Source organism: Rhodococcus sp. MEB064 (assembly GCF_000834565.1).
Lineage (GTDB): Bacteria > Actinomycetota > Actinomycetes > Mycobacteriales > Mycobacteriaceae > Rhodococcoides.
The window spans coordinates 155,434-181,209 of the sequence record NZ_JXQS01000018.1 but is presented as its reverse complement, the minus strand read 5'-3'; the positions used below and the strand labels follow the sequence as shown (position 1 = coordinate 181,209).

Here is a 25,776-nt window from a genome sequence, read left to right as displayed (position 1 = left end):
CCCCCGCCCACGAGGAGCACTATGACCACGATCGCCATCATCGGTGCAGGAGAAGGGCTCGGCGCAGCGGTGGCTCGCCGATTCGGGCTCGAAGGGTTCTCCGTCGCACTGATCTCCAGGAACCAGGACAACGTCGATCGCATCGCCGCTCGGCTGACCGACGAAGGGATCACGGCCCGCGGTTTCGCCGCCGATGTCCGGAACACGACATCGCTGACGGCAGCATTGTCGGACGCCGAGCAGCTCGGTCCGATCGAGGTGCTGCAGTACAGTCCGGTTCCTGCCAGAGAATTCATGAAGCCCGTTCTCGAGACCCGTGCCGAGGATCTGGTCGGTCCGGTCGAGTTCTCCATCTTCGGTCCCGTCACTGCTGTCACGCACGTCCTACCCGGTATGCGCGCACTGGGACGCGGCACCGTCCTGTTCGTCAACGGCGGCAGTGCCATTCGTCCGGGCGCTACCGTCACCGGCACATCCGTCGCCTTCGCTGGCGAGAGTGCCTACGCACAACTCCTGCACGATGCTCTCGTGCCCGAGGGCGTACACGTCGGTCAGCTGATCATTCCGCGGGGAATCGGAGCCGGTGAGCCGTCACACGAGCCTGCTGCCCTCGCCGAGTCCCTGTGGACCATCCACACCGAACGCGGGCAGTTCCGCACCCTCGCGGCGCCCCTCGACTGACCGGCCCCAGAACTCGTCGACTCGAGGGGCGCCCTGCCGGTACACCTCACGTCAGGGACTCCCTCGGCCTCGGCATCGGGTGTCGACTGGTCGTATGACTACTTCCGTGAAGGCCTACGCCGCCACCGCAGCCGATCAGCCGCTGTCCCCCACCACCATCGACCGCCGCGACGTCGGGCCCCACGACGTCCGCATCGACATCGCGTTCGCCGGGATCTGTCACTCCGACATCCACACCGCTCGAGGCGAATGGGGCCCGGTGCCGTACCCGCTCGTCGTCGGCCACGAGATAGCAGGAATCGTGGCCGAGATCGGCTCGGAGGTCACCAAGCACGCCGTGGGCGACCGCGTCGGCGTCGGCTGCATGGTCGGCTCGTGCGGCGAATGTGCCCAGTGCATCAAGGGATCGGAACAGTACTGCCTCGTCGGCAACATCCAGACGTACGGCAGCACGGACCGCGACGGCACCACCACTCAGGGCGGCTACTCCCAGCAGGTCGTCGTCACCGAGCATTTCGTCGTCAAAATCCCTGACGGCATCGAGCTCGACGCTGCGGCGCCGCTGCTGTGCGCCGGCATCACCACCTATTCTCCTCTCCGCCACTGGGGCGCCGGGCCCGGCAAGAAGGTCGCTGTCGTCGGAATGGGGGGACTCGGTCACATGGCCGTCAAGATCGCCCACGCCATGGGCGCCGAGGTCACCGTTCTGTCGCAGTCGCTGAAGAAGCAGGAGGACGGCCTCCGCTTGGGAGCCGACCACTACTTCGCGACCGGGGATCCCGACACGTTCACCGCACTCGCCTCCACGTTCGACCTGATCATCAATACCGTCAGTGCCGCGATCGATCTGAATGCGCATCTGTCGTTGCTCGCTGTCGACGGGGCCATGGTCAACGTCGGCGCTCCTGCCGAGCCCCTGCCCGTGCAGATCTTCTCCCTCATCCCCTACCGACGGACGTTCGCAGGCTCTGCCATCGGCTCGATCGCCGAGACGCAGGAGATGCTCGACTTCTACGCCGAGCACCACCTGGGGGCGGAGATCGAGGTCATCTCCGCCGACAGGATCAACGACGCGTGGGAGCGAGTACTCGCCTCGGACGTCCGCTACCGCTTCGTCATCGACACGGCGACGCTGGCCTGATCACCGCGGGAAAGGTGTACTCGTAGGGTCTCCCTCCCTCGCCGTCGCCGCCCTACCCTGGACAGCATGGACAACAAGGCCGAGGTGCGTGAGTTCCTCATGACGCGCCGCGCGAGGATCACACCGGAGGATGCCGGGATCGCGAGCAGCGGCACTCGTCGGGTGGCCGGCCTGCGGCGCAGCGAGGTTGCGTCGTTGGCCGGCCTGTCCGTCGAGTATTACGCTCGCATCGAGCGAGGCGCCATCGGTGGCGCATCCTCGTCGGTGCTCGACGCACTGTCACGCGCACTCCACTTGGACGACACGGAGCACGCGCATCTGCTCGATCTCGCGCGCGCGGCGGACGGCGTTCCGACATCGGGGCGACCCCGCCGTAAGGCGGCACGCCCCGCGGCACCGCGAATCAGCTTGCAGTGGGCACTCGACTCGATCACCGACGGCGTCGCCTTCGTGCGGAATCAGCGGCAGGACATTCTGGCGACGAACGAACTCGGCAAGGCTTTCTACGCGCCGATCATCGGCGACGGCGGACGAGTTCCCAATCTCGCGCGGTTCCAGTTCCTGGACCCGGTCTCGCGCGAGTTCTATCCCGACTGGGATCTGTTCGCACAGATGTGTGTCTCGATCATGCGCTCGGAAGCGGGCAGAGATCCGCACGACAAGGGACTCCAGGACCTGGTCGGCGAATTGTCCACTCGCGACCGAACTTTCCGCACGTTGTGGGGAGCCCATGACGTGCGAACCCATGGCGCGGGTACGAAGCGCTTCCATCACCCCGTGGTCGGAGAGGTGCACCTGGCGTACGAGGAACTGGTGATCACGGCGGACCCCGGCTCCATTCTCATGGTCTACACCGCCGAGCCGGGGTCTGCCAGCGCGGAGCGCCTTCGACTCCTCGGATCGTGGGCGGCGCAGCAGGCTGCGCCACACAACGCCTGACACCCCGCGCCGCGACAGTGGAATCGGGACCCCGGATTCCGGGGTCCCGATTCCACTATCGGTGCCAGAGCCGAATCACCGCAGCAGGACGGCCACCTGAGCCTCGATCTCACTCAGCAGATCCTCGACCGACTTGTCGGCGTTGAAGGACGCAGCCATCGTGACGAACATGATGGCGGAGACGATGTGCGCCGTCACCTCGGCACGCGCCGGGTCGGCTGTCTCGTCACGCAGCAGTACCGAGGCGATCTCTCCCTCCGTCTCCACGGTCAACGCCAGCGCGGCACCGTGGTGCGGTTCGTCGGGATCTCCGAACACGATCTCGCGCAGGTACGTTCGCCCGTTGTCCACCCTGGTCCTGTTGCATTCGACCACCGGACGCACGATGGCCATCACGGCACCGAGCGTGTCCTCGATACGAGCCGCGGCGGCCCTACCCCTGACGAGCGCGTCGACGTAGAACGAGTTCTGGACGAGCAGCAGGAGTTCGCTCTTCGTCTTCGCGTAGAGGAACAGCGTTCCGGTTCCGATGTCGGCCCTGTCCGCGATCTGCTGCGTCGTGACGTCGTCGACTCCGTGCTCGAGGAAGAGCTCGCCGGCCGCAGCGGTGATGCGAGCGAGCTTTTCCTGCTTGTTGCGCTCGCGGCGCCCCGGTGCCTGCGGGCGTGCGTTCGACATCGAACCTCCTCCGGAATAAATCTGATTGCACTCAGTTATGAGTATAGTCGTGAAAATCGAACGCCCGAAGGAGCCTCGACCATGCCCACACTGCTCAACTCCATTGTTCTGGTCACCGGCGCGAACGGGGGCATCGGGACCCAGTTCGTCCACGACGCACTCGAACGCGGCGCCACCAAGGTCTACGCCACAGCGCGCACACCGAGGGACTGGAACGACGACCGGATAGTTCCCCTGACCCTCGATGTCACCGATTCCCGCTCGATCGCGAACGCGGCCGACACCGCATCCGATGTCACGGTGCTCATCAACAATGCCGGGGCGACGCCTCCGAGCGCCAGCCTCCTCGATGTCACCGAGGCCGACATCCGAGAGAATTTCGAGACCAATTTCTTCGGACCGGTTCTGCTCGCCCGCGCGTTCGCACCCATCCTGGCCGCGCGACCCGGATCGGCGCTGATCGACATCCATTCGGTTGCGAGCTGGCTCGCCTTCGGCGGCGCGTACAGCGCGTCGAAAGCAGCCATGTGGTCGGCGACCAATGTTCTGCGGATCGAACTCGCACCCAGGGGTGTGCACGTGGTCGGAGTCCACATGGGATACGTCGACACGGCCATGGCCGCGCACGCCGAGGGCCCCAAACTGACCACCGAGGACCTCGTGCGCTCGGTGTTCGACGCCGTCGAGTCGGACCGGTTCGAAGTGCTGGCCGACGAGATCTCCCACCACGCCAAGAACGCCCCGAGCCAGCCGGCCGAATCCGTCTACGCGGACCTGCTCACGGTCGCCGCAACCCGGAATGCGGCGTCGTGAAGGCGTTCGTGCTCACCGGCTACACGAAGCCACTCGAACTCCGTGACGTTCCCGAGCCGACCATCGGTGCCCACGACGTTCTGGTCCGAGTGGACGCCGCCGGCATCAACGTCCTCGACGAGAAGATTCGAGCAGGCGAGTTCAAGCAGATCCTCCCCTATTCGCTTCCCCGGACGGTCGGTCACGACGTCGCCGGAACCGTTGTCGACGTCGGTCCGGAGGTGCGCAGCGTCGTACCGGGCGACGAGGTCTACGCCCGCGTCGGCAAGGACTACATCGGTACGTTCGCGGAGCGGGTCGCGGTCGCCGAGGCCGACCTCGCGCTGCGCCCGACCACGGTGACCGCCGTCGAGGCGGCATCCCTGCCCCTCGTTGCGCTCACCGCGTGGCAGGCACTCGTCGACAAGGGCAACCTTCGAGCAGGACAGAAGGTTCTGATCCACGCCGGGTCCGGCGGCGTCGGCACCATCGCCATCCAACTGGCGAAGCATCTCGGAGCGACGGTCACGACCACCGCGAGCGGGTCGAACGCGCAATTCCTCCGCGACCTGGGTGCCGACGTCGTCATCGACTATCGCAGCGAGGATTTCGAGGACGGCGATCACGACTTCGACGTCGTTCTGGACAGTCTCGGAGGCGAGAACCTCGAGAAGTCGCTCCGAATACTGAAGCCAGGCGGCATCGCGGTCGGCATCGCCGGTCCGCCCGACCCGGCATTCGCACGGGAGGCCGGCCTCAATCTCGTGGTACGCACGGTGATCGGCATGCTGAGCCACAAGATCCGCAAGCAGGCGGACAAGCTCGGCGTCACCTACACGTTCCTGTTCATGCACTCCGACGGCGACCGACTGCGCCGCATAGCCGCGCTGATCGACGACGGCACGATCCGACCCGTCGTGGGCGCCACCTTCCCCTTCGAGCAGACGCCGGACGCACTGGCCTCCCTCGGTACGAGCAGCGTTCGAGGCAAGACCGTCATCACCCTCCCCCACCACGAGACGAGCGAACCAGCATGAGTGACAACACTATCGGCGATCGCACCATCACCTCCTACGCGGAGGCGCCGACCCGGACGATCTCCGCGGGCGGCACGACGTACGCGTACCGGGAGCCCGGTCCGCGAGGCGGTGTTCCCGTCGTCTTCTTCGTCCATCTGGCAGCCAACCTCGACAACTGGGACCCTCGGATCGTCGATCCCATCGCGCGGACCCGCCACGTCATCGCTTTCGACTACAAGGGGGTCGGGGCGTCGTCCGGGGCAGTCGCGGGGACAGTCGAAGAAGCTGCCGCCGATGCCTACACCTTCGTTCGTGCCCTCGGCTTCGACACGATCGACATCTTCGCCTTCTCCCTGGGAGGCATGGTCGCGCAGGACCTCACTCTCGCGCACCCCGAACTGGTTCGGAAGCTCGTGCTGACCGGCACCGGGCCGCGGGGAGGAACCGGTATCGACAAGGTCGCGGGTGTCACCTACAAGGACATCCTGCGTGCGACGCTGACCCGGTCGGACCCGAAAGAATTCCTGTTCTTCGACCGGAACGCGCCGGGTAAGAGGGCCGGCAAGGAATTCGTGTCACGACTGAAGGAACGCACCATCGATCGCGACACCGAGGTCCCCGTCAGCACGCTCCGCACGCAGCTCGCGGCGATCACGAAGTACGGGCGGTCCGCACCGTCCGACCTGTCCCTGATCACGCAGCCGACGTTGATCGCGAACGGCGACAACGATCGGATGGTGCCCAGCATCCTGTCCGAGGACTTGCACCGGCGCATCGCCGGCAGCGAGTTGATCATCTATCCGGATTCCGGCCACGGGGGCATCTTCCAGTTCCACGAGCAATTCTCATCCGCCGCAGTCGACTTCCTCACCGACTGATCGACGTCGGCCTGAAGGCGGGTGATCACGTCGTCCACATCACCGAATCACGCGGTACCGCAACATCATCTCGTGATCCTCGTGGTCGAGGATATGGCAGTGCCACATATAGCCCTGCAGGTCTCCGGCCGGTGCGCTGTGAGCTGCATGGTCGTAGGACGCCAGAGCACCCGGTTCGGGCGGCCGGGGGAACACGGCGTCGGGATCGAAGTCGAGTTCCTCGGCGGTGGGGAATCGCACGACGATGCGAGTCACGGTGCCGGGATCGAGTCGCACCGTGTCCTTCCACCCGCTCTCCCACGGCGCCGGAGGGAGTCCCGGACCGGCGAGGAAGGGTTCCGGTGACGGCGTCCACTTCGTCCCGACGGCGGGTTGCGGATGAGCGAGTTGAAGATCCACGGTGCGCAGCGGGACGCGCTCGAGAATGCGGAAGTGCACCAGGTGCAGATGGATCGGATGCGGATCCGCGGTGATGTTCACGATGTCCCACCGCTCGATGGTCCCGGCGCGGGGCGACTCGATGTCCCCGTCGGTGTAGCGGAGGTTGTTGAGAGCCATGTACGCCGGCGGAAGCCGTAGCGCGTACGGCTGACTGACGGTGACGACACGGTGGCGGTCGGGAGTCGCGATCGGCGGTAGGGGTTCCGGTCGTGATCCGCCGTCGCGCAGACGGTTCGGAATCGCGCCCGTGTGGCCACGAGCTGCGGTGACGTCGAAGCGGCAGAAGTGCGTCATGGCGACGGCGCCCAGTTGCGCGGCCTGCAGTGGAGGTACCTCGTCGTTGAGAAGCCGCACCGCCGTGCCGGGTTCGACTGCACCGAAGTCCACGAGCACGTCGTATCGCTCGCCCGGCGCGACCCGGAGGTGCCGCGTCTCCACCGGCGCGTCGAGCAGTCCGCCGTCGTTACCGATGACCAGAAACGGGATCTCGTGGTCCAGGTAGAGATTCCAGACGCTGTACGAGCCGGCGTTGATCATGCGAAAGCGATACAACCCGCGAGCGACCGGAATACGCGGCCACACAGCACCGTTCACCACTCCGAGGTCGCCGACGGCACCGCCTTCCCAGGACCCCTCGGGCACCACGGGCGTGGATCGCAGACTCGCTCTCCCGTCAGGATTCAGGATTTTCTCCTGCAGAACGAGCGGCATCTCGAACTCACCTGCGGGCAGACCCAGCGGATTGCCCGGCTCGCCGGTGTCGAAGCGGTCGCGGAGCAGGACGTTCCCGGCGAGTCCGCCGTACACGTTCGCGCGGGTGATTCCCATGGCGTGGTCGTGATACCAGAAGTGCGCCGCCTCCTGGCGGAACGGGAACTCGTAGCGCAGGGTGCGACCGTAATGCACGAGTTGCTCGGCGTGCCCGTCGCTGTCCGGCGGGGTCAGCCCGCCGTGCAGATGCAGCACCGTCGGCGGACTGGTCCGGAAGAGAGGCGAGACTCCGTGGAGACTCGTGTCGAGATCGCGCGCGAACGGATGCGGGCCGAGGTCGTTGCTGAGGGTGAGCGACATCCGTTGACCGGACACCGCTTCGAGGGTGGGGCCGAGCAACGTGGTCGCCACCCCGTCCACCTCGTACGCCATCGCGGGCGCGGCAGACACTCCCGAGTGATATCGATGCATCGTGGACACGGTTCGGACGACGTGGTCGGTCCCGCGCACAGTAGGTAGCGGAGCCACTTCGTCGATGTACGGCGTAAGTGCCGGCGAGTGGAACAGCAGCGGACTCGAGAGGGTCGGCTGAGCCTGAGCGCGGGTAGCAACACCCCCCGTGGCACCTACTGCCACCGCCAAGCCCAGATTGCGCAGGAACCGCCGGCGCGCCATCGCACCGTCACGACCGACCGAGAATTCCTCCGCCACTTCGCACCCCCATGCCCGCGGCGCGAGTGCGCCGAGGCTGACCGTACCGCACCGTATGGTGTGTCGGGTGCGTTTTACGCGAGCTCGGTACCGACCCGCTACCGCGCGGTCAGCAGGGCGAACATCGCCCGCACCTCGTCCGGGGTGGGCGTGGGAAGGTTGTCACGGGCATGCACGAAACCGATTCCCGCGTACACGAGGAAGCCTGCTCGCAACCGTGCCTCGGCCTCGTCGAACCCCAGTTCGCGCATCGAGTTCTGGACGACGTCGAAGATGCGCTGATCGAGCTCGCGGACGACCACGGCGATCTTGTCGTAGGTCCGAGCCCAGTCCCGCACCGCCGCCTCGACAGCCCAGGTACGTTCCTGCAGAAGCAGTTCCGCCATCACCTGCAGTCTCGCGTCCACGGGTACGGTGTCCACCTGCGCCAGCCCGCGAAGCGTGTCGTTCTGCTCGTCGCACCACTTGTCGGCGATGGCGGTCATCAGCTCGTCGATGTCGGCGAAGTGCCAGTAGAAGCTGCCCTTGGTCACCTTCAGCCGCTCGCACAGCGTCGTGATCTTCACTTCCGACACGCCCTCGCTCACCAGCAGTGCGAAGGCGGCGTCGATCCAGTCGTCGACGGTGAGCCGCGGAGCCCGTGGCGCGGGCGCCGACTTCTTCTCACTGCCACGCCGTCGACGCGCGGGGGCGCCACTCCGGGTGCGGGCATCGCCGGACGCGGCTTCGGGTGCCATCGCTCTCCTTCGTGTCGTGATGCTCGACTGATCCGTCGATCGTACGATCACCTCGCCGGGTCACACCCGACCGAGGGCGTCCAGCGCGAGTCGCCGGACCTGCTCGTCGCCCGAGAGCTGGGCGTGGTCGACCGTGCTCGTCGGATCGACGGACTGCACGACGATCACCTCACTGCCCGGCATCGCACTCGTGAGCGGATCGGTCACGAGTCCGTCGGTCGCCGTGGCGACGTCGACATACCGCACGCCGACCACCGGTACATCGACGGGCGGAGTCGTGAGAAACGTCGACCCCGTGACGATCTCACCGCACGCCCCGCACCATGGACCCACCACTGGCTTCTCCAGACGGGCCAGCTCGTCGTAGATACCGATACCGCGGTTGAACGCCGCAATGGTGCCGGCCCCGGCGAGGTTCGTTCCGCGCCAGAGCGGTCCGAGCGTGACCAGTGTGGACACGGGGGCAAGTCCGTCGTTCATAGAGCGGGTCAGTGCAGACTGCACGGCCAACGCTCCCGCACCGCGTGCCACGACGCGGATTCGCGACTCCCCGGTGCGGTACAGGATCCCGTCGATCGCCGACCGAATCTGCGACGCGGAGTCCTCGAGGGCAGCCAGACCGGCGACGGTGGCGACCGGCCGGAGCGCCTCCGTGAGAGCCGATTCGCCGTAGGTCAGCGCGACCGGACACCACCCCCGACTCGTCAGATCATCGGCCCACCCGTCCCACTCCGCCGCGGAGGAACCGAGATCGTGCACCAGGAGAACAGTGTCGACGCACGGATCCGCCGGGCCGGCCATGGACGGAGCCACGACACACGCCTGGACTCCGATCGCGATGAGCACCGCGTAAATGAGCCTGCTGCACAACGACATTCATGTCTCCCAGGGCCGGATCGTCGAAACCGTTCGAACACACCATACAGTGCGGTATGGTGGCCTGAGTCACAGACGCTGTGCCGAGGATCGCCGGAAGGGCAGGTCGCATGGACCACGAACGGACACAACCCGGTCGGGTAGGCCGGTGAGCGTCTCCACCTCGAGAGCAGTCACGTCCGCGGCACGCGGCGCGGTGTCGTCTCTCGGGGAGTTCTACGCCTTGACACTCGACACCGCCCGAGCCGTCGCGAAGCGGCCGTTCCAGTGGCGGGAGTTCGTCGATCAGAGTTGGTTCATCGCACGGGTCTCCCTGCTGCCGACGATCCTGATGTCGGTCCCGTTCACGGTGCTGGTCGTCTTCACTCTCAACTCGTTGCTCATCGAGATCGGTGCCTCCGATCTGAGCGGTGCGGGCGCAGGTCTGGGCGCCGTCACCCAGATCGGGCCGCTCGTGACCGTTCTCGTCGTGGCCGGCGCTGCGGCCACCGCCATCGCCGCGGACCTCGGATCGCGCACCATCCGCGAGGAGGTCGATGCGATGGAGGTGCTGGGCATCGACCCGGTACACCGCCTCGTCCTGCCTCGCGTTCTCGCCTGCACCCTTGTCGCGGCTCTTTTGAACGGCGCCGTGTGCACCATCGGACTGGTGGGCGGGTTCTTCTTCTCCGTGTACCTCCAGGACGTCACGCCGGGTGCCTATGCCGCAGGAGTCACGCTGCTGGTGGGACTTCCGGAACTGCTGCTCTCCGAGGTGAAGGCAGCACTGTTCGGTCTCCTCGCCGCGCTGGTCGCCTGTTACCGCGGACTGTCCGTGCGGGGTGGACCGAAGAGCGTCGGGGAGGCGGTCAACGAGACCGTGGTGTTCTCGTTCGTCGCCCTGTTCCTGGCCAACCTGGTCCTCACCTCCGTGGGCCTCGCCGTGAGCGGCCGCTGATGGTTCTCGAGATGAGCGACGTCGCCGCTGCGATGCGACGCCGGACGAACGCTGCCTCCGGAGCGGTCGATGTACTCGGCGAACGCGCGATCTTCTTCACGCGTGCACTTGCGTCCACCGGCCGAGCCGTCCGGTCGTACCGTGGGGAGACGATGCGCGTCATCGCCGAAATCTCCCTCGGCACCGGGGTTCTCGCCGCGATCGGCGGCAGTATCGTCATTCTCGGCTTCCTCACGCTGTTCGCCGGTGCCACCGTCGCGGTGCAGGGTTTCGACTCGCTCGGGAGCATCGGGGTCGACGCGTTGACCGGGTTCCTCGCCGCCTACGTCAACGTCCGGGTGGTCGCACCGGTCACCGCGGGAGTGGGCCTTGCCGCGACCATCGGCGCCGGGACCACGGCGGCCCTCGGCGCCATGCGGATCAGCGAGGAGATCGACGCGCTCGAGGTCATGGCGATCAAGTCGCTGCCGTACCTCGTCGGCACCCGCATCGTCGCGGGCATCGTCGCCGTGGTGCCGCTCTACGCGTTGTCACTCATCACGTCGTTCCTCGCGAGCCGGGTCGCGACAGTCGTGGTGCTGGGCCAGTCCGGAGGGGTCTACGACCACTACTTCTCCACGTTCCTCGTCCCGACCGACGTTCTGTGGTCGTTCGTCCAGGTCATCGTCATGGCCGTCGCGGTCATGGTCATCCACACCTACTACGGCTACACCGCCTCCGGGGGTCCCGCGGGCGTCGGCACGGCCACCGGACGCGCCGTGCGACTGTCCCTCATCACGGTCGTCAGCGTCACGCTGCTGATCTCGCTCGCGCTGTACGGCAGCGCACGATCCGTGCACCTGGCAGGGTGAGATGACGCAATCCTCCGCTCGCCTCAAAGGTGCTGCGCTCCTGTCGATTCTGCTGATCATCGGAGTGGTCGCGGCGGCCTACCTCGCCTATCGGGGCACCGTCACCGAAGCGATCATGCCGTCGGTCTCGGTGTCGGTGCAGTCCGATCGCGCCGGGCTGGTGATGCAGCGGGGCGCCCTGGTCAAGATGAACGGCGTCGAGATCGGCACCGTCTCGCAGGTCCGCCCGTCGACCCGCGGCGCCGTGATCGACCTCCGCCTCCGCGGCGACATCGCGCGTTCGGTGCCCTCCGATGTCGGGGCAACCATTGCCGCCACCACCATCTTCGGATCGAAGATGGTCACTCTCACCGCTCCCCCGGCACCGTCCGCCGTACCCATCGCCGACGGCGCCGTCATCGCCGCCTCCTCCGTCACCGTGGAGGTGAACTCCGTGTTCGAATCGCTGACGTCCGTTCTCGTCGCGTCGCAACCCGAGAAGCTGAACACCACCCTGGGAGCGCTCTCGACCGCCCTGAACGGTCGCGGCCGCGCATTGGGCGCGACGATCGAGGACCTGGACACCGTGCTCGGGGCGGTCACTCCGCTCGTCCCCACGCTCCGACGCGATCTCCGTTCCGCAGCAGTCACGTCCGGCGCGCTCGGCGACAGCGCACCGGATCTGGTCAGCACCCTGGCCTCGCTGACCACGACCGCGCGCACGATCACCGACAGCACCGATGCGCTGGGCCCCGCCCTGACGTCGCTGACGGCAGCGGCGACCGACGCTCGCACCGTTCTCGCGGAGAATGCCGACGGAGTGACAGCCACGGTGGCCGATCTCGTCCCGACGACCGGGTTGCTGCGGGAGTACTCCCCCGAGTTCACGTGCTTCCTTCAGGGCGCCGACATCGCACGGCAGGCCGCGGAGAAGGTCTCCGGCGGCAACGGCCGCACGATGTTGCTGAACAGCACCGTGCTGTTCGGGGTGCCGGCGTACGAGTACGCCACCGACCTGCCGAAGGTCGCTGCCACCGGCGGGCCCCGGTGCGGTGCGCTGCCGCTGCTGGCCGACAGCGACATTCCGGCTCCCTACGTCCGCGCCGACACCGGATCGAACCCGTTCCGCGCCGGTCTCACCGCTCCCGTCCTCGACCCGGCGTCCATCATCGACTTCCTGCCCGGCGGTCTCGCAGCACCGAGCACGACTCGATGAGTCACCGGGGCAAGCTTGTTCGGCTCACGAGCTTCGTGGTCACCATGACCCTGGTGCTCGCCGCGCTGGTGGTCGTCTTCGGCCAGGTCCGCTTCGACTCGACCACCACCCACCGGGCGCTCTTCACCAGCGCGTCCGGTTTGCGCAGTGGTGAATTCGTCCGAGTGGCGGGTGTGGAGGTCGGATCGGTGGGCACGGTGGACATCGTCGACAACGACCACGCCGTGGTGGAGTTCGACGTGACCGATGCGTACACCGTGACCGAGTCCACCACGGCCACGATCCGCTACCAGAATTTGGTCGGCGATCGTTACCTCGAATTGGCCGACACTGCCGGTGACGCAGCTCCTCTGGCCGCCGGCGCCACCATCCCGGTCGACCGGACCTCTCCTGCACTGGATCTGGACCGACTCCTGGGCGGATTCCAACCGTTGTTCTCCGGCCTCGACCCCAGCACCGTGAACAGAGTGACCGGCGAACTCGTCGACGTCTTCCAGGGGCAGGGCGGCACCGTCGCCTCGGTGCTGGCGCGGCTCGCGAGTCTGACGTCGTCGTTGGCAGACCGTGACGAGGTGATCGGACAGCTGATCACGAATCTGCGGACCACCCTGGCGACACTCGCAGGGCGCCAGGACGACGTGTCCCTCGCGATAGACAGTGCTCGGACGCTGGTGTCCGGCCTCGCTGTCGACACCCGTACATGGGGTGAGGCACTGACGAGCATCGACAGTTCGGCCGCCACGATCGGTGACCTGCTCGTCGACGCACGTCCGCCGTTGGACACCACCGTCGACCAGTTGCAGCGCACGGCAGCACAACTCGATGCCGGCAAGGACACCATCGCGAGCATCACCACTCGCCTTCCGGACACGTACGCCTCCCTCAGCCGCCTCGGCGCGTACGGGAACTTCTTCAACTACTACCTGTGCGGCATCAGGTTGAAGATCGACACGCCCGACGTCAAGGGCCTGACGACACCGCTCATCGGTCAGAACACGGGAAGGTGTGCCCCAGCATGATGGAACGCTTTCGCACGGTCGACACCGTCCGCACCGGCATCGTCGGCACCTTCCTCGTGGTGATCGCCGCAGCAGCAGCGATGAACGCGGCCGCACTGCCGATCGTCTCCGCCGGAACGTCGTACAGCGGATTGTTCCTCGACACCGGAGGACTCGAGACAGGCGCCGCCGTGGAGGTCGCGGGGGTGCGGGTAGGGACGGTCACTGATATCGCGGTCGCGGGACAGGCCGTCCTGGTGACGTTCTCGATCGAGGGAAAGGTGCTGCCCGGCAACGACACCCGTCTCGCCATCGCCACCGAGACCGTCCTCGGCACCAAGAACCTCCGGATGGATCCGCGTGGCGCCGGCCGCCTGTCGACGACGGAACCCGTCGGACTCGACCGCACCACCAGCCCGTATCAGCTCACGGACGCTCTGGGCGACCTCACCGACGACGCGGCCGGTATCGACACGGAGCAGCTCACCGACTCACTCGCCGCCACCACCGAGATGCTCGACCGCACACCGGACGACCTGGGCCGCGCCATCGACGGGGTGGGTCGTTTGTCCGCGACGGTCGCGTCGCGGGACGAGAGCTTGCGTGACCTCCTGGCGTCGGCCGAGAAGGTCACCGGCGTCCTTGCCGACCGCAGTGCGCAGGTCGACACGCTCATCGTCGATGCGGCCACGGTTCTCGCCGAACTCGACCGACGACGCGGCGCCGTGGACACACTCTTCGGAACCGTGACGCGGTTGGCAGACCAACTGCGCGGACTGGTGGCCGACAACGAGGCCGAGCTCGCACCGACACTGGCCTCGCTCGACTCCGTCCTCACCGTCCTGACCGACAACAAGGCGGACATCTCCGCCGCGATCGAGAACCTGGGGCCGTACGTGACACAACTCGGCGAGGCGGTGTCCAGCGGACCGTTCTTCAACTCGTACATCCAGAACCTGATCCCCGGCCAGGTCATCAGCCCGTTCATCCGGGCTGCCCTCGGACTGGGCCCGGCTCCGGCCGATTCCACCTCCGTCAATCCGCTGACTGCGTTGAACGGAGCACCCCGATGACCAGGAGGCTCGTCGGTGTCGTGCTGTTCCTCGTCGTCGCTGCGACCGCGTCCTATGCGATCGTGCCGCGGTTCACTTCGGTTGCGGTGACGGCGGAGTTCGCGAACACCACCGGTCTCTACGTCGGTGACGACGTGCGCCTGATGGGAGTGACCATCGGCTCGGTGACCTCGATCGAGCCTCGCGGCGACCACGCGGAGGTGGGACTGCGCTACGACTCGTCGTATTCCATTCCGGCCGACGCGAAGGCGGTCATCGTCTCGCAGAGTGTGGTGGCTTCGCGCTTCGTCCAGCTCGCCCCGGCGTACGACGGCGGCGACACCCTCCGATCCGCCGACACCATCCCGCTCGATCGGACCGCAGTGCCCGTCGAGTGGGACCGCATCACCGAACAACTCGCTCGCGTGTCCGAAACGCTCGCGCCGCAGGGCCCCACCGGGCCCGACTCGGTCGACGCCGCCAGGCCCCTCGGAGCGCTCGTCGATGCGGTGGACGCCAATATCGGCGGGCGTGGGCAGGACATCCGCACCACGCTGACCCAGCTGTCCGACGCGATGCGCACGCTCTCGGACGGTAGAACCGACCTCTACTCCCTCGTGCGCAACCTCCAGGTCTTCGTGTCGGCACTCGCTGCGAGTGATCAGCAGATCGTCACGTTCAACGAGACGATGGCCTCGGTCACCTCCGTGCTGGCCGACGATCAGGACGAGATCGGCAGCGCGCTGGCATCATTGGACGGCGCGGTGTCGGACGTGGAGCGCTTCGTCCGCGAGAACAGGACGGGCGTCGCAACCGCGCTGGGCAGCCTGGAGGAGCTTACGGCCGAGCTGGCGTCCCAGCGGGACGGCATCGCGCAGATCCTCCACGTAGCGCCTACTGCGCTGTCGAATCTGAACAACATCTACCAGCCGGCGCACAACGCGATCGTCTCGTCGTTGGCGCCGAACAACTTCGCGAATCCGATGGACTTCGTCTGTTCGGCCATCGCCGCCGCCGAGCAGGTGGGAGCGCAGGAGGGAGCAGAGTCGTGTGTCCGGTACCTGGGTCCTTTGCTGAAGACTCTCGCGTTCGACTACCTGCCCCTGCAGGCGAACCCCATCAAGGGTGTCGGCGCTCTGCCGGGCCAGATCGTCGACAGCGAGGGTGGGCGATGACGACACGAAAGGCCGCGGCGTCGGTGGCACTCGTTCTGTGCACGTCGACACTGCTGTCGGCGTGCGGATGGCAGGGCCTGAACTCGCTTCCGCTGCCGGGCACAGCGGGGGACGGTCCCGGATCGTACGAGGTGGTCATCGAGATGCCGGACGTCTCGACGATCGAACGCAACGCGCGAGTCCTCGTCGGCGACGTCACCGTCGGACGTGTGGCCGATCTGGCGCTCGTCGACGGGCACGCCGAGGTGACCGTGCGTCTCGACGGCAGTACTGCACTCCCTGCCGATGCCGTCGCATCGGTGGGGCAGACGAGCCTCCTCGGATCGACCCACATTGAATTAGTCTCTCCGACAACGGGAAACGCCCAGGGTCGACTCTCCGATGGCGATGCGATCCCCCTCGACCGGGCGGGCGCGTATCCGACGACCGAGCAGACGTTGTCGTCGTTGTCCCTGGTACTGAACGGGGGTGGGCTCGCCCGCATCAACGACATCACGACCGAGGTGGACGCGGCACTGGACGGCAACGAGGAGTCGCTGCGCTCGGTCCTGGCGGGTCTGGAGACACTGCTCGTCGGACTCGACGATCAGAAGAGCGACATCCAGAACGCCATCGTGGATCTGGACCGATTCGCCGGGACGGTCGCCGCGAACGACGCGGTCCTGGGCGACGCGGTCACCGCGCTGGCTCCGGCTCTGACCGTGTTGTCGGATCGCCGGGGGGACCTGGTCTCGGCCCTCGACTCCCTCGGACGCCTCGGCACGACGGCGGAGGCCATCGTGAACGACACCGGCGACGACCTCGTCACAGCACTGGACGATCTGGGCCCGGTCCTGAAGTCTCTCGCGGATTCGGGAACATCACTCACCGAATCATTCCGGTATCTCCTCACCTATCCGTTCCCCATCGACGTCTACAAGAACGCGGTGCGCGGCGACTACGCCAACGGCGAGGTGACGCTCGATCTCCGGATGGCCACGCTGGACAACGCTCTTCTCCTCGGCACACCGTTCGAAGGGATGCTCGCCGGGCTCGAGGGAGCCGTGGGCGCCATGGCACCCACACCGACGCCCACGCTGCCCACCGTGAACGACCTGCTACTGCCCCCGAACCTTCTGCCACAGAACGGCGCACCATGACTCCGACTGTCCGACTACGTGTTCAGCTGACGGTCATCGCCGTGGTGGCAGTGCTGTCGGTGGGGATCACGGGTGTCCACTACGCACGCATTCCGCAAGAGCTCGGGCTGGGCCGGTACAGCGTGACCGTGGAGCTCGCGGGGGGCGCCGGCCTGTACACCAACGCCAACGTCACCTACCGCGGCAGCGAGATCGGAAAGGTCAGTGCCCTGCGCGTCACTCCCACCGGTGCGTCGGCCGTCGTCTCCCTGTCCTCGGACGTGTCGGTTCCTGCGTCGACACGCGCCGAGGTGCACAGCATGTCGGCCATCGGCGAACAGTTCATCGATCTCCTTCCCGACACCGACGACGGGCCCTTTCTCGGGGACGGGTCGGTCATCCCGATCGACCGCACCACGATCCCGACGGCGGTTGCCCCGACCATCGACCGTCTCGACGCGGCGTTCCGATCCGTCGACCCGGTGACTCTCGGGCGCGTTCTCGACGACAGCTCCCTCGCGCTGGGTGCCGACGGTGACTCCCTCGGCGAGCTGCTCGACTCGCTCGGGTTCGTCACCACGGCGACGCGGGACAACATCGACCCGATCGCGGCCCTCGTCACCGATCTCGACCCGGTGCTCGGTGCGACCGCCGCGAGCAGTGACGCCATCCGGTCGTGGGCCGCGTCGCTGGCCACCGTCACCGGTCAGGTGTCGGCGCGCAACGGCAACCTACGATCCGTCATCGACGGTGGTGAACCCCTGGGCGCTGCGGTGTCGGGCCTCTTCCAGGATCTGCGCCCCACACTCCCCCTGTTGTTGTCGAACCTGATCAGCGTCGAGCAGGTGGCCGTCACCTATAACGCTGCGCTGGAACAGATCCTGGTTCTGTATCCCCCTCTCATCGCTGCCACGCAGGGCACCGGTAAAGCGAATGCCGATGCCGGTGACCCCGGCCAGAACACCTACTTCGCCGCACAACTCAACGACCCGCCGCCGTGCACGGAGGGTTTCCTCCCCGCCGACCAACGCAGGTCACCCGTCGAGGTCGACACCGTGCCGACGCCGACCGACCTGTACTGCAAGGTTGCGCCGGACGACCCCAGCGCGATCCGCGGTGCACGCAACCTGCCGTGCCAGGAGTTCCCGGGCCGGCGGGCGGCGACGGTGCAGTTGTGCCGACAGGGTGCCTACGACCCGAACAACGGGTCCTACATCACCGATGACGGGTCGCGATGGGTCGAGTCGACACTGTCCGACGCGCCGCCCGCAACAGTGGAACAGATGATGCTGCCGGACGAGTGACCCGGCGACCTACCGCACAGGATCCAGCGCGGAGACGAGCCAGCGGCCGTCCACCTGCGCCATCTCCACGCGGAGGCTGGTCGAGGTGGCACGCGGATCGGGAGAGTCTGCCGCAGTGACAGTCTGGTTGACGAACAGCAGCGCGACGGCCTCGGCGTCGTCCATCGAGACGAGCGCGGCACCCGACACGACCGTGCTCGAGGTGAGTCCGCGTTCGATCGCTCCCGGAACGACGGACTGCTCGGCGAAACCGGAATAGTAGGTGAGGAAATCGCCGGTGAGGCGTGCCTTCGCGCCGTCGACGTCGGACTGCACGCTGTCGGCTCGGTAGGACAGGACGGCGACGGTACCCTCCGTCGCCGCCCGGACGACGTCCGACTCGACGGCATCGGATACCGCCCGATCCGGGACCGTCAGTTCGATCCCGACCGGGACAGCAACCAGCGCAACGATTCCGACGACGATCGAGATCTGCGCACCCCTCCGGCGCAGGCCCCGTCGTCGATCGGTCGCCGCGCCGTCGTCGACCGCATCCTCAGGTTCCGTGTCGGCGTCCAGAGTGACCGCCACGTCGTCGCTCACGGCACGAACTGCACGTCGGACAACGCGAGGCGGTCACCGTCGCGTGCGACCGAGACGCGCAGGCGCCAGACACGCGGCTCGTCCGTGGCTCCCGAGGCATTGGTGACCGTCGATGTCGCCGCCACGAGCACCTGCGCGTCGGAATCGGTCATCGACTCGATTCCCGCCTCGCTCACCGCTCCGGTGGCAGTGACGTCCGCATCCCGGACGACGGACACGAAATCCGCAGCGCGCTGGGAGAACTCGTCGCGGAAGCGACCGGTGGACGCCGACGTCACCCGCTCGACGTCCGCATCGACCGTGTCTGCGGAGATGGTCGTGAGGTCGAGGACGCCCTGCCGTGCGACCTGCAGGTACTGCTGCTCGAGCGTGGTGCGCTCGCGAGCCTCCTGAGATCGCGTCCACGTCGTGGCCGAGACCGTGACCGAGGTGGCCACCGCGGCGACAGCGAGTACACCGACGATCACCCGCGTTCGTGTGCGCACAGCCACTCCTGTCCCGGGCCACTTCCAGCGCGGCCCTCAGGTCCGACCGTACTACAGAGTACGGATGCTGTTTCCGAAACAGCGGAACAGATTTCGTTGTCCGAAACGCTTTCTCCATACCCGGTAGTACGGTACGTTCGCTCCACACGAACAACCGGATTTCACCGATCGAAAGCAGGGGGCAGGTGCCGGAGACAGTCGACGAGTTCCAGCGAATACCGTACGAACCGGCGCGGGACGGGCGCGTGGAGATGCATTCCGGACTCTCCCGGCACTACCCGACGTTGCATGCGAATCTGGTGTCGCCCATCGGCAGGCCTGATCGACGCGTCGGCATCCTGATGGCGCACCCGTCGAGCGACTTCCTGTCGCACTTCCTGCTCCGCGGATTCGCGGCCGCCGGCATCCCCACGATGGGTCTCAACACCCGCTACTCCTCCAACGAGCCGGCACTGATCATGGAACGCGCGGCTCTGGACGTGGGCGCCGGTGTGCGGTGGATGAAGGACGAGCTCGGGTTCGAGAAGGTCGTTCTCCTCGGATTCAGCGGCGGCGGTTCGCTGTCCGCGTTCTACCAGTCGCAGGCCGAGACTCCGACGATCACGACGACTCCCGCCGGAGACCCTGTCGATCTCGCGTCGGCGGAGCTCGTTCCCGCGGATGCCCTCATGCTTGTCGGAGCGCACTCCGGACGCGCCCGCGTCCTGCGCCACTGGATCGACGGAGCAGTCGTGGACGAGTCCGACCCGTCCTCGGTCGCCCCAGACCTCGACCTCTACGCACCTGGACGTACGACGCCACTCGACCGCACGTGGGTCGAGGAGTACCGGGCGGCGCAGCTCGCCCGCATGCGCCGAATCGACACGTGGGCACTGGGCGAACTCGACGATCTCACGCGGCGCGGGGCGTCGGACCGGGCCTTCGTCGTCCACCGCACCGTCGCGGATCCACGCTTCGTCGACATCACGCTGGACCCGAGCGATCGGGTTCCGGGCAGCATGTACGGAGACCCGTTCGCGGCCAATTCCGCTGCCGGCGGACTCGCGCGCTTCGTCTCGGTCCGCAGCTGGCTCAGCACGTGGAGCCTCGACCACACGAACGCGGATGCCGTGCGCAACCTGACCGACGTGACAGTTCCTACCCTCGTCATGCCTCTGCTCGGTGACCAAGCGGCCTTCGCCGACGATGCGCGTGCGATGGCCGCAGCTCGCGGCGGCGCGACGGTCGTCGAGATGCCCCACCTGAACCACTACCTGGTCGATCAACCCGACGGAGTCGACCGAGTCACCACCGCAGCGCTGGCCTGGCTGACGGACGCCCTGTCGGAGAGGACATCGAGATGACCAGCGCCACCCGCACTCCTACCGCCTTTACCTACTGGGAGAACCGGCAGAGTCCCGGTATCCAGCGCGCTGAAGCGTTGTTCGAGCGAGTGTTCCGGTCGTCACCGTTCCCCAGCGATGACGTCGCGAGGGAGTTCTGCGAGAGTCTGTTCCTCGGCGACACAGTGGCCGAGAACTTCGTCGACGAGGTGTACGCGGCAGACCCGACGGGAACACGCGCCCTCCTCGACCGTGCACTCGCTCACGGGATCGATTCTCTTCCCGACGTTCCCGAGAGCATGCGCGTCCTGTTCGACGAGTTCGAGACCGAACCGGACTGGCTCGACACCGATCTGGTGGAACGCGGGGCCGCGGTGTGGCGACGGTGGGGCACGATGCTGTTCACCGTTGCCGGCGGCATCACCCTCGAGATGTACACCGAGGCTGCCGTCGCCACCCCGCTCTCACTGGCAGGCGGGTACGCCGGCGACAACGCGATGCGCCGATTCCTCGAGACCTGCAAGTTCTGGATCGACACCTCCGAGCCGGGTGCCCTGTCCCGCATAGGGTCCGAAGGCCGAGCCACCGCGATGAAGGTCCGCGTCATGCACGTCGCCGTACGTCGCAAGGTCGACGGACACCCGGAGTGGGATCGCGAGAAGTGGGGCTACCCCATCAGCCAGGGCTACCAGATGCTGACTCTCCTCGGCGGCAGCACCGTCCCTGCTTTGGCTCTGCGGCTGGTGGGTCTGCAGACCACCGCCGACGAGATCCGGGCGTTGCTCCATTTCCAGAAGTACATGGGTCACCTGCTGGGTGTCGACGTGTCGAACTTCCCCACCACCATCGCCGACTCACTCCGCATGACGGCGATGGTGTCGGCCGCCCGCAGTTACGACGCCGGACCACACGGCAAGGAACTCATCGAGTCCTTCCCTGCAGGGTTCGCACCGCGCCCCGAGCAGCGAGGCCTCGCGCGTCTCCGCGCGCGGTACAACTACGGCATTCACGGCGCTTACACCGCTCTCTTCATGAGTCCGGTGACACGGTCGGACTACACGATGCCTCGGGCGTTCCCGTGGATTCTGATCATCCTCCTGCGCTTCCCTCTCCTGACAGCGATCGAGCTCTCCCGACGATTCCTACCCGGAGTGGCGCCCGTCGTCGAGAAGGTCGCTGTGGCACAACGACTCCGGTGGTACCGGGACCAGATGGACGGCCGCGAGGCCGAATTCGACGCGAACGGAGCACTGCGACGATGACCGAGTATCTATCCGGCTTCGGCAACCAACACCAGTCCGAAGCCCTCGACGGTGCACTCCCCCGAGGTCAGAACTCGCCGCAGCGAGCGCCCCACGGTCTCTACGCGGAACAACTGTCCGCGACGGCGTTCACCGAGCCGCGAGAGGTCAACCGTCGCACCTGGACGTACCGGATCCGCCCCAGTGCAGCGCACCGGCCGTATCACCTCATCGACCACCCAACGCTCCGATCCGCGCCGCTGAGTGACGGAGTTCTCGACGTGAACCGGCTTCGGTGGAATCCCGTGGCCCGACCCTTCGAGACGGCCGACTTTCTCGACGGCCTCACGACCATCGCTGCCAACGGTGATGCGCTGCAGCGTGACGGCATCGCGATCCACCTGTACCACGCGACACGATCGATGACCGACCGCTACGTCGCAGACCTGGACGGAGAGTTGCTGATCGTTCCCCAGTCCGGCCGTCTACGGATACACACCGAGGTCGGAATCGTCGACGTCGCTCCCGGCGAGATCGCCGTCGTCGGACGGGCCATCACGTTCCGAGTCGTGCTGCTCGACGACGATGCCGCGGGCTATGTATGCGAGAACTACGGGTCCTACTTCACGCTCCCCGAACTCGGACCCATCGGCGCGAACGGTCTCGCCCACGCGCGGGACTTCCACTACACCGTCGCAGCGTTCGAGGACGACGACCGACCCGTCGAGAAGATCCAGAAGTTCGGCGGCCGACTCTTCTCGACAGAGCTGGACCACTCGCCTCTCGACGTGGTGGCCTGGCACGGCAATCACGGTGTGTACAAGTACGACACTGCCGACTTCAACGTCATGGGAACACTCGGGTGGGACCACCCCGACCCGTCGATCTTCACGCTTCTGACGTCGCCCTCCGAACGGCCGGGACAGGCGAATGTGGATCTCGCCATCTTCCCGCCCCGGTGGAACGTCGCCGAGCACACGTTCCGGCCCCCGCACTTCCATCGCAACGTCATGACCGAGTTCATGGGACTGGTCCGGGGGCAACACGATTCCAAGGCAGAAGGCTTCCTGCCCGGGGGTGCAAGTCTGCACAACATGTGGGGTGCGCACGGACCGGACCAGGAGACTTTCGACCTCGCCACCGCGGCCGACCTGGCACCGCAGAAGCTCGAAGGATCGTTGCCGTTCATGTTCGAGACACGGCTCCCCCTGCTCGTCACCCCACTCGCCCACGACGCACCGCATCGCCAGCCGGATTACGACTCCTCGTGGGCCGGACTGCAGCGCCATTTCACGTCTCCCCTCACTCCCAGCAACCCGGAGCAGCCATGACCGCGAGCACCACCACCCGTCCCTCTGTCGCCCTACCCGATCCGCTGCTGCGTATCGGCGGCGCCTCGCAGGCTGCCTCCGATGGGCAGACCTACGACAGCATCGATCCGACCACGGGTGCTCTCGTCACCTCCGTCGCTGCCGGCGCCGAGGCCGACGTCGACCGGGCCGTCCGCGCTGCACGTGCGCAGTTCCACGGTGACTGGTCGCGCGTCAGCGGCCCGGAACGTACGAGGATCCTTCTCACGATCGCGGATCTGATCGATCGCGACTGCGAGACCCTCGCCGCACTCGAAGCAGTCGAGATGGGCAAGTTGTTCCGCGACTCCGTGAACGGCGACATCCCGGCCGCTGCCGCGGTGTTCCGGCACTTCGCTGGGTGGGCGGACAAGATCTCCGGAACCACCGTCATGCTGCCGGACTTCGGACCGCAACGCCGGTTCGGCTACACCGTCCGGCAGCCTCTCGGTGTCGTCGCCGCGATCACGCCGTGGAACAACCCGCTGTTGATCGCCGCGTGGAAGCTGGCACCCGCACTCGCCGCAGGGAACACGGTGGTGATCAAGCCCGCGGAGGACGCGTCCCTGTCCACGTTGCACCTTGCGGATCTGTGTGCCGAAGCCGGTCTACCGCCGGGTGTGCTCAACGTGGTCACCGGTCTGGGCGTGACGGCCGGTGCGGCCTTGGCCGGCCATCCCGGTGTGGACAAGGTGTCCTTCACCGGCAGCCCCCGTGTCGGCCGGCAGATCCAGGCGCTCGCGGGCACCACGTTCCGCAAGATCGTCCTCGAACTCGGCGGGAAGGCACCACAACTGATCTTCGAGGACGCCGACCTCGACGCGGCGATGCCGTGGATCGCGATGGGCAACTTCTATCACCAGGGCCAGGTGTGTGCCGCGGGCACGCGCGTTCTCGCACACGAGTCCGTCGTCGATCGTGTCGTCGAGGGGCTGGTTGCTGCGGCCGACGCGGCCGTGATCGGAGACCCGTTCGACGACACCAGCACGATGGGCACCATCGTCAACGAACGTCAGCTCGATCGCATCATGGGTTACATCGACTCCGGTGTCACCGAGGGCGCAGAGCTGATCACCGGTGGGCGGCGGATCGAGGGACCGGGACAGTTCGTGCAGCCCACCGTCTTCCGCGGACACAACGACCTGACCATCGCCAGGGAGGAGATCTTCGGTCCCGTCGCCACCGTCATCAGCTTCTCGTCCACCGAGGAGGCCGTCGCGATCGCCAACGACACGCAATACGGCCTCAACGCGATGGTGTACTCGCAGAACATCTCTCGAGTGCACTCCGTCGTCGAGCAACTTCGCGTGGGCACCGTGTGGGTGAACGGGTGGGGTGTGCCGGACCCGGCTCTGCCGTGGGGCGGACGCGGCGCGAGCGGGGTCGGCCGCGAACTCGGTCGCACCGGACTCGACGGAGACACCGAAGAGAAGACCGTTCACATCGGATTCTCCGCATGAGCGCGCCGGAGATCGTCGAGACCTGGAACGGCCCCGGCCGCCGCGACGCACGACTGACCGACGTCCACCCGCGCCACAATGCTGCTCATCCCGTGCCGGGGAGCCGGTCCGGCTTCGAGCACTGGTACTTCGACGCCCACCTCGACGACGGTCACACCATCATCGGATTCCTCAACCTGCGCCGGCCCGAAGAGCCTGCGCTGGTGGCGAAACCGAGCGTGGAGATCTTGATCTACGCACCCGACGGCTCACGCCGACAGATTTTCGTCCGCCACTCCAAGAAGGACGCCATCGCGTCGATCGCCGCCTGCGACGTCGTCGTGGGGCCTAATCACGCGTGGGCGGAGTTCCCCGCCGACGGGCTCCCCATCCATCATCTCTACCTTTCCGAGGAGGACGTCACTTTCGATCTCCGCTTCCACAACGAACTTCCGAGCTGGATGCCCGGCGAGGGAGAGACGTTGTTCGGAGGCACCGACGTCTTCGGCTGGGTCGTCGCCGCGCCGCGTGCGCGCGTCGAGGGATCCATCACCATCGCCGGACGAACCACTGCCGTCACCGGGCGCGGCTACGCGGACCACAACTGGGGCGCGGGCGACATGAAGCGCGTCATCGACCGCTGGCACTGGGGCCGACTGTACGACGACGACTACTCGCTGCTCTACGCCTTGGTCAAGACGCAGGCTCGGCTCGGCGCCCACGAGAGTCGCCCGCTGATGTTGGCGTACAAGGGCGAGATCATCCTGAGCTCCGGCGAGGCGGACGTCACCGAGGGACCTATGGTGTTCAACGAGATCGCCAACCGGTCGTACCCCGCGTGGCTCCGCATCGAGGTACCGGGACAGGTGTCCCTCCTGCTGACCGTCCAGAACGTCGTGCACGCCCACGACCTGCTGGACGACGTTCCAGTAGCCGGCCATCGCATGTTCCGACCGTTGCTCTACAGCCTCGTCGGTCATCCCGGCTACTTCCGATTCGACTCGACCTTCGTGCTGACCGTCGTGCGCGACGGGGTGACCGAAACCCGCACGGGGCGAACTCTTCACGAACTCGTCGCCCTGAACTGACCGTTCACGCCACACAGGAAGATGTCGATGCACCTA

The 25,776-nt window shown here is 66.8% G+C and carries 25 protein-coding genes; 19 read left to right on the top strand and 6 right to left on the bottom strand.

Annotation, left to right across the window (positions count from 1 at the left end):
- Positions 1 to 21 precede the first annotated feature (21 nt).
- The 3 genes from RU01_RS10205 (at position 22) to RU01_RS10195 (ending at position 2,761) form a co-directional block, all read left to right on the top strand.
- Complete coding sequence (locus RU01_RS10205; RefSeq protein ID WP_042574415.1) at positions 22 to 681, top strand: SDR family NAD(P)-dependent oxidoreductase; 660 nt, start codon at positions 22 to 24, stop codon at positions 679 to 681.
- 94 nt (positions 682 to 775) lie between these two features.
- Positions 776 to 1,822 carry an NAD(P)-dependent alcohol dehydrogenase gene (locus tag RU01_RS10200; RefSeq protein WP_042574414.1) on the top strand — a complete coding sequence of 349 codons (1,047 nt, stop codon included), beginning with the start codon at positions 776 to 778 and terminating at the stop codon, positions 1,820 to 1,822.
- 66 nt (positions 1,823 to 1,888) lie between these two features.
- On the top strand, positions 1,889 to 2,761 hold the full coding sequence (locus RU01_RS10195; protein ID WP_042574413.1) for a helix-turn-helix transcriptional regulator: 873 nt from the start codon (positions 1,889 to 1,891) through the stop codon (positions 2,759 to 2,761).
- Between the two features lie 75 nt (positions 2,762 to 2,836).
- Here RU01_RS10195 and RU01_RS10190 read toward each other — a convergent pair whose 3' ends face one another.
- On the bottom strand, positions 2,837 to 3,439 hold the full coding sequence (locus tag RU01_RS10190; protein ID WP_042574412.1) for a TetR/AcrR family transcriptional regulator: 603 nt from the start codon (positions 3,437 to 3,439) through the stop codon (positions 2,837 to 2,839).
- Positions 3,440 to 3,520: 81 nt separating this feature from the next.
- On the opposite strand from RU01_RS10190, the gene RU01_RS10185 reads away from it, so the two are divergent.
- From RU01_RS10185 to RU01_RS10175, 3 genes are read left to right on the top strand one after another with little or no spacing between them, the layout of a single operon-like run.
- Positions 3,521 to 4,252: an SDR family oxidoreductase gene (locus RU01_RS10185; RefSeq protein ID WP_042574411.1), complete on the top strand. Its 732-nt coding sequence runs from the start codon at positions 3,521 to 3,523 to the stop codon at positions 4,250 to 4,252.
- Complete coding sequence (locus RU01_RS10180) at positions 4,249 to 5,268, top strand: NADP-dependent oxidoreductase (RefSeq protein WP_042574410.1); 1,020 nt, start codon at positions 4,249 to 4,251, stop codon at positions 5,266 to 5,268. The genes RU01_RS10185 and RU01_RS10180 overlap by 4 nt, the downstream gene beginning before the upstream one ends.
- The gene (locus RU01_RS10175) at positions 5,265 to 6,128 is read left to right on the top strand and encodes an alpha/beta fold hydrolase (RefSeq protein ID WP_042574409.1); all 864 of its coding nucleotides are present in this window, start codon (positions 5,265 to 5,267) and stop codon (positions 6,126 to 6,128) included. The genes RU01_RS10180 and RU01_RS10175 overlap by 4 nt, the downstream gene beginning before the upstream one ends.
- A gap of 39 nt (positions 6,129 to 6,167) precedes the next feature.
- On the opposite strand, the gene RU01_RS10170 is transcribed toward RU01_RS10175, so the two are convergent.
- The 3 genes from RU01_RS10170 to RU01_RS10160 form a co-directional block, all read right to left on the bottom strand.
- Entirely contained in the window at positions 6,168 to 7,955 is a 1,788-nt protein-coding gene (locus RU01_RS10170) for a multicopper oxidase family protein (RefSeq protein WP_042574539.1), read from the bottom strand.
- 134 nt (positions 7,956 to 8,089) lie between these two features.
- Positions 8,090 to 8,728, bottom strand: a complete 639-nt coding sequence (locus tag RU01_RS10165; RefSeq protein ID WP_027504457.1) for a TetR/AcrR family transcriptional regulator — start codon at positions 8,726 to 8,728, stop codon at positions 8,090 to 8,092.
- Between the two features lie 60 nt (positions 8,729 to 8,788).
- Positions 8,789 to 9,604 (bottom strand): esterase/lipase family protein, encoded by an 816-nt coding sequence (locus RU01_RS10160; protein ID WP_052493218.1) that lies wholly within the window; start codon positions 9,602 to 9,604, stop codon positions 8,789 to 8,791.
- A gap of 196 nt (positions 9,605 to 9,800) precedes the next feature.
- Here RU01_RS10160 and RU01_RS10155 point away from each other — a divergent pair, with 196 nt between their 5' ends.
- Genes RU01_RS10155 through RU01_RS10120 form a run of 8 tightly spaced genes read left to right on the top strand, consistent with a single transcriptional unit; the run spans position 9,801 to position 18,234 of the window.
- Complete coding sequence (locus RU01_RS10155; protein ID WP_052493233.1) at positions 9,801 to 10,541, top strand: MlaE family ABC transporter permease; 741 nt, start codon at positions 9,801 to 9,803, stop codon at positions 10,539 to 10,541.
- An 11-nt stretch (positions 10,542 to 10,552) separates the two neighbouring features.
- Positions 10,553 to 11,392: an ABC transporter permease gene (locus RU01_RS10150; protein ID WP_197074732.1), complete on the top strand. Its 840-nt coding sequence runs from the start codon at positions 10,553 to 10,555 to the stop codon at positions 11,390 to 11,392.
- A 1-nt stretch (position 11,393) separates the two neighbouring features.
- Positions 11,394 to 12,587: an MCE family protein gene (locus RU01_RS10145; protein ID WP_042574407.1), complete on the top strand. Its 1,194-nt coding sequence runs from the start codon at positions 11,394 to 11,396 to the stop codon at positions 12,585 to 12,587.
- Positions 12,588 to 12,622: 35 nt separating this feature from the next.
- Complete coding sequence (locus RU01_RS10140; protein ID WP_269430118.1) at positions 12,623 to 13,606, top strand: MCE family protein; 984 nt, start codon at positions 12,623 to 12,625, stop codon at positions 13,604 to 13,606.
- Positions 13,603 to 14,658 carry an MCE family protein gene (locus RU01_RS10135; RefSeq protein ID WP_052493217.1) on the top strand — a complete coding sequence of 352 codons (1,056 nt, stop codon included), beginning with the start codon at positions 13,603 to 13,605 and terminating at the stop codon, positions 14,656 to 14,658. The genes RU01_RS10140 and RU01_RS10135 overlap by 4 nt, the downstream gene beginning before the upstream one ends.
- Entirely contained in the window at positions 14,655 to 15,812 is a 1,158-nt protein-coding gene (locus RU01_RS10130; protein ID WP_042574404.1) for an MCE family protein, read from the top strand. Before RU01_RS10135 ends, RU01_RS10130 begins: the two co-directional genes overlap by 4 nt.
- Positions 15,809 to 16,951, top strand: a complete 1,143-nt coding sequence (locus RU01_RS10125; protein ID WP_042574403.1) for an MCE family protein — start codon at positions 15,809 to 15,811, stop codon at positions 16,949 to 16,951. Before RU01_RS10130 ends, RU01_RS10125 begins: the two co-directional genes overlap by 4 nt.
- Positions 16,948 to 18,234 (top strand): MCE family protein, encoded by a 1,287-nt coding sequence (locus tag RU01_RS10120; RefSeq protein WP_042574402.1) that lies wholly within the window; start codon positions 16,948 to 16,950, stop codon positions 18,232 to 18,234. Before RU01_RS10125 ends, RU01_RS10120 begins: the two co-directional genes overlap by 4 nt.
- Positions 18,235 to 18,243: 9 nt before the next feature.
- On the opposite strand, the gene RU01_RS10115 is transcribed toward RU01_RS10120, so the two are convergent.
- Both RU01_RS10115 and RU01_RS10110 read right to left on the bottom strand, forming a co-directional pair.
- Positions 18,244 to 18,816 carry a hypothetical protein gene (locus tag RU01_RS10115; RefSeq protein WP_052493216.1) on the bottom strand — a complete coding sequence of 191 codons (573 nt, stop codon included), beginning with the start codon at positions 18,814 to 18,816 and terminating at the stop codon, positions 18,244 to 18,246.
- Positions 18,813 to 19,301 (bottom strand): hypothetical protein, encoded by a 489-nt coding sequence (locus RU01_RS10110; protein ID WP_156148869.1) that lies wholly within the window; start codon positions 19,299 to 19,301, stop codon positions 18,813 to 18,815. The genes RU01_RS10115 and RU01_RS10110 overlap by 4 nt, the downstream gene beginning before the upstream one ends.
- 185 nt (positions 19,302 to 19,486) lie before the next feature.
- Here RU01_RS10110 and RU01_RS10105 point away from each other — a divergent pair, with 185 nt between their 5' ends.
- Genes RU01_RS10105 through RU01_RS10085 form a run of 5 tightly spaced genes read left to right on the top strand, consistent with a single transcriptional unit; the run spans position 19,487 to position 25,740 of the window.
- A complete protein-coding gene (locus tag RU01_RS10105) occupies positions 19,487 to 20,644 on the top strand; it encodes an alpha/beta hydrolase (protein WP_197074731.1) in 1,158 nt (385 codons plus the stop codon).
- Complete coding sequence (locus tag RU01_RS10100; protein WP_042574400.1) at positions 20,641 to 21,885, top strand: oxygenase MpaB family protein; 1,245 nt, start codon at positions 20,641 to 20,643, stop codon at positions 21,883 to 21,885. The genes RU01_RS10105 and RU01_RS10100 overlap by 4 nt, the downstream gene beginning before the upstream one ends.
- Positions 21,882 to 23,195 carry a homogentisate 1,2-dioxygenase gene (hmgA, locus tag RU01_RS10095; RefSeq protein WP_042574399.1) on the top strand — a complete coding sequence of 438 codons (1,314 nt, stop codon included), beginning with the start codon at positions 21,882 to 21,884 and terminating at the stop codon, positions 23,193 to 23,195. Before RU01_RS10100 ends, hmgA begins: the two co-directional genes overlap by 4 nt.
- Entirely contained in the window at positions 23,192 to 24,673 is a 1,482-nt protein-coding gene (locus RU01_RS10090) for an aldehyde dehydrogenase family protein (RefSeq protein WP_042574398.1), read from the top strand. Before hmgA ends, RU01_RS10090 begins: the two co-directional genes overlap by 4 nt.
- Positions 24,670 to 25,740: a lipocalin-like domain-containing protein gene (locus tag RU01_RS10085; protein WP_042574397.1), complete on the top strand. Its 1,071-nt coding sequence runs from the start codon at positions 24,670 to 24,672 to the stop codon at positions 25,738 to 25,740. Before RU01_RS10090 ends, RU01_RS10085 begins: the two co-directional genes overlap by 4 nt.
- The last annotated feature ends 36 nt before the right edge of the window (positions 25,741 to 25,776 follow it).

Excerpts from the sequence above, each read along its gene's own strand:
- RU01_RS10205 (WP_042574415.1), top strand. The coding sequence starts at position 22 with ATGACCACGATCGCCATCATCGGTGCAGGAGAAGGGCTCGGCGCAGCG.
- RU01_RS10200 (WP_042574414.1), top strand. The coding sequence starts at position 776 with ATGACTACTTCCGTGAAGGCCTACGCCGCCACCGCAGCCGATCAGCCG.
- RU01_RS10195 (WP_042574413.1), top strand. The coding sequence starts at position 1,889 with ATGGACAACAAGGCCGAGGTGCGTGAGTTCCTCATGACGCGCCGCGCG.
- RU01_RS10190 (WP_042574412.1), bottom strand. The coding sequence starts at position 3,439 with ATGTCGAACGCACGCCCGCAGGCACCGGGGCGCCGCGAGCGCAACAAG.
- RU01_RS10185 (WP_042574411.1), top strand. The coding sequence starts at position 3,521 with ATGCCCACACTGCTCAACTCCATTGTTCTGGTCACCGGCGCGAACGGG.
- RU01_RS10175 (WP_042574409.1), top strand. The coding sequence starts at position 5,265 with ATGAGTGACAACACTATCGGCGATCGCACCATCACCTCCTACGCGGAG.
- RU01_RS10170 (WP_042574539.1), bottom strand. The coding sequence starts at position 7,955 with ATGGCGCGCCGGCGGTTCCTGCGCAATCTGGGCTTGGCGGTGGCAGTA.
- RU01_RS10165 (WP_027504457.1), bottom strand. The coding sequence starts at position 8,728 with ATGGCACCCGAAGCCGCGTCCGGCGATGCCCGCACCCGGAGTGGCGCC.
- RU01_RS10160 (WP_052493218.1), bottom strand. The coding sequence starts at position 9,604 with ATGTCGTTGTGCAGCAGGCTCATTTACGCGGTGCTCATCGCGATCGGA.
- RU01_RS10150 (WP_197074732.1), top strand. The coding sequence starts at position 10,553 with ATGAGCGACGTCGCCGCTGCGATGCGACGCCGGACGAACGCTGCCTCC.
- RU01_RS10145 (WP_042574407.1), top strand. The coding sequence starts at position 11,394 with ATGACGCAATCCTCCGCTCGCCTCAAAGGTGCTGCGCTCCTGTCGATT.
- RU01_RS10135 (WP_052493217.1), top strand. The coding sequence starts at position 13,603 with ATGATGGAACGCTTTCGCACGGTCGACACCGTCCGCACCGGCATCGTC.
- RU01_RS10130 (WP_042574404.1), top strand. The coding sequence starts at position 14,655 with ATGACCAGGAGGCTCGTCGGTGTCGTGCTGTTCCTCGTCGTCGCTGCG.
- RU01_RS10125 (WP_042574403.1), top strand. The coding sequence starts at position 15,809 with ATGACGACACGAAAGGCCGCGGCGTCGGTGGCACTCGTTCTGTGCACG.
- RU01_RS10120 (WP_042574402.1), top strand. The coding sequence starts at position 16,948 with ATGACTCCGACTGTCCGACTACGTGTTCAGCTGACGGTCATCGCCGTG.
- RU01_RS10100 (WP_042574400.1), top strand. The coding sequence starts at position 20,641 with ATGACCAGCGCCACCCGCACTCCTACCGCCTTTACCTACTGGGAGAAC.
- hmgA (WP_042574399.1), top strand. The coding sequence starts at position 21,882 with ATGACCGAGTATCTATCCGGCTTCGGCAACCAACACCAGTCCGAAGCC.
- RU01_RS10090 (WP_042574398.1), top strand. The coding sequence starts at position 23,192 with ATGACCGCGAGCACCACCACCCGTCCCTCTGTCGCCCTACCCGATCCG.
- RU01_RS10085 (WP_042574397.1), top strand. The coding sequence starts at position 24,670 with ATGAGCGCGCCGGAGATCGTCGAGACCTGGAACGGCCCCGGCCGCCGC.